Source organism: Methylobacterium sp. E-005 (assembly GCF_022829725.1).
Classification (GTDB): Bacteria; Pseudomonadota; Alphaproteobacteria; order Rhizobiales; family Beijerinckiaceae; genus Methylobacterium.
Map to the genome: position 1 here is coordinate 1 of NZ_JAKSYG010000104.1, position 2,721 is coordinate 2,721.

Here is a 2,721-nt window from a genome sequence, read left to right on the forward strand (position 1 = left end):
GATCCGCCAGATCGCCCAGAACGCGGGCGTCGAGGGTTCGATCGTGGTCGGCAAGATCACCGACAACACCTCCTCGGAGACCTTCGGCTTCAACGCCCAGACCGAAGAGTATGTCGACATGATCCAGGCCGGCATCGTCGATCCGGCCAAGGTGGTCCGTGCGGCCATTCAGGGCGCGGCTTCGGTCGCCGGCCTGCTGGTGACCACAGAGGCCATGATCGCCGAGGCTCCGCGGAAGGAGGCCCCGCCGATGCCGAGCGGCGGCGGCATGGGCGGGATGGACTTCTAATCTCCCCGACCAGGTCCGGGTGATACCCGATGCGCCGGATGCCGGCTCGTCGGGGGCGCTTCACGCGGGCCGGGATGCATGGACCAGCCCCGCTCCGGTCCTGCGGGTGCACGAGACCGAGGCGTTCCCGTCCATCGGCGCTGTGTCATCGAAATCGAAGCCCGCGTCTCGCGCGGTGAGGCAGCCCGAGTCGTGGGAGGCCGCGGCGGCCGATTCCGAAATTAGTCTGAGGGCAACGCACATGCGCATTCTCGTCGGCTGCGAGATGACCTACGAGTTCCTGCAGCCCACCCCCATCATCGCGACGCTCAACGTCCACGCATCACGCTTCTCGGATCTCGAACGACCGGACTACTTGATCACGACCCCCGCTGTGCCGGTCCAGGGCTACCGCGATAGTTTCGGGAACTGGTGCAGCCGCATGGTTGCCCCGGCTGGCCGCTTCACGCTGCGGACCGACACGATCGTGCGGGACCCCGGCGGCGGCGACCCGGCGGCCTCCGACGCTGGGGAGACCGCCATCGAGACGTTGCCGTCGGACACCGTGCTTTTCCTCCTCGGCAGTCGGTACTGTGAGACCGACCGACTGTCATCGATGTGGATCGGCGGTGAAGCCGGACCCCCGACCATAGTTAAGGCAGCGTGTTGTTATCAATAGCGAAATCGAATAGCGAGCGGGGTCCCCGTCGGCGCCGATCGGGACCCCGCCTGTAGGCGAAAAACGTTCGTTTGTTGAGGACGTTACCGTCCTTTAGAAAAGGATCCCAGTTCGGCGCTTATTCACACTCTGGTGCTTCCTCAAGAACCTCACCGACCGCGAAATTCTGATCCTGTTCCCAAGACGGCCATTCGTCGTCGGTGCGACAGTTGCATCTCGGGGCGGCAACCGGTCGTTGCGATGGCCGGATGCATCAAGCTGCGTCTCCCCTTCCGCCGGCTGCTTAGGTGGAAGGATGTTTGATCATCGTCTGAACCGCCGTAACGAACCGATCACGCGCTTCGGGATGCGCACGCTTCAGGTAAGAATGGACCGTCGCCAGCAAGGCTACCTCCTCCGGGCTAGCCGGGCCATCCACTGGCGTCGCTCCGGTATCCACGCCCCCGAAGCTCGACACAGGAACACCGAGCGCGTCGGCAATGCGTCGCAGCGACCGAGAGGATGCGGTCTGGGGGGCTGCTGCCAACGGCTTGGGGGCGTCATGCATGCTTGGCTTCCGGTTAGGACGTGGCACACCTTGCTTGGCGATGATGGCGAAGCGGCATACGTCCATTCATAACGCAGATGCTTTTCAACCTACACGTGAACTTTTTTTAATTGTGTCTGGTGACAGCGGCTCCAGATAGGGCAGATTAGACTGATATGGGTTAGATGGATGCGCGAATGGGACAGCGATCGACGACACGGGTCAACGCGATCGACAGTTTTAGCGAGCCGCTCGATCGCCTGCATGCCGCATTGGATGCCTCCTGCGTTGTCGGCACCTGGGACTGGGACGTCGCGCGTAGGACGATGGTGTATGACCTGGGTGCGGCTCGGCTTCTCACTGGAGATGCTTCGTTAGCCGAACAGGAAATTACAGGTCTGGACATCATCGCAGCCGTCCATCCGGCCGACCACGCTTGGTTGATCAAGCATACGCAAGAAGCCGTGCGGGCCGGTGGCTTGATGCTGGCCGAGTATCGCGTGATTGATGCCGACGGCCAAGTGCACTGGCTGTTAAGCCGGGGACGAACCTACCACGACGCGACTGGACAGCCGGTACGTTCGCGCGGGATCATCATCGACATTACCGAGCTGCGTGGCGACGGCGAACGCTACGTCGTCACCAGCAGCTCCTCTTCGGACCCCGACATGCTGGAGCGAGCGGCTGATCACGCCATGGAGCTGAAGCGGATGCTGACTGTGGACGCCCCCGCGGATGTGCGCGCTGCCACGGATTTGCTGCTGCTCGCAATTGGCCGTGCTCTGGTTACCAGCGAGTTCGAGCCCGGTCACTGACGGTGGCAATCGTCCAAAGCCCGCGCCTCAGTGTATGATGCATTCGCATCGATCGGCGTCCGGTTTGATGCGTACACCGCTGAAAAGCAGACCGTCGGATATCCACCCCAAGCCGCCATTCGGCTTGCGACCTAAATCAGCCGCCGGGGACGTCGTTTGCGCTTCTCCAAAGCGGTCATTCAACTGCGATCTAGCGACTTCGGCTGAAGGCGGGAAGCAGCCTTTGCCCAGACGGCGAGAAGCTAACATTAGGTTGCACCTCATCTCCGCATCGTGCTCCATTGTCAGATGGATGAGCGGGCCACCATCGCCGACCTCGAACGTCGCCTTGCTGCAACCGAGGCGGTCTTACGTGAGAAGATCGACGTCGAGGTCGCTTTGCAGCAGAGCGAGGACCTGCGTCGCCTTGCCGTCGAAGGCGGTCGCATGGGGA

At 62.4% G+C, this 2,721-nt stretch carries 3 protein-coding genes; all 3 read left to right on the forward strand.

What is annotated here, in order from left to right; genetic code table 11:
* Positions 1-289 (forward strand): TCP-1/cpn60 chaperonin family protein (locus MKK88_RS12170; protein ID WP_279602257.1); only part of this gene is annotated, 289 nt, incomplete at its 5' end.
* Between the two features lie 106 nt (positions 290-395).
* A complete protein-coding gene (locus MKK88_RS12175; RefSeq protein WP_243999986.1) occupies positions 396-947 on the forward strand; it encodes a hypothetical protein in 552 nt (183 codons plus the stop codon).
* Between the two features lie 711 nt (positions 948-1,658).
* The gene (locus MKK88_RS12180) at positions 1,659-2,288 is read left to right on the forward strand and encodes a PAS domain-containing protein (RefSeq protein WP_243999988.1); all 630 of its coding nucleotides are present in this window, start codon (positions 1,659-1,661) and stop codon (positions 2,286-2,288) included.
* The last annotated feature ends 433 nt before the right edge of the window (positions 2,289-2,721 follow it).

Excerpts from the sequence above, each read along its gene's own strand:
- MKK88_RS12180 (WP_243999988.1), top strand. The coding sequence starts at position 1,659 with ATGGATGCGCGAATGGGACAGCGATCGACGACACGGGTCAACGCGATC.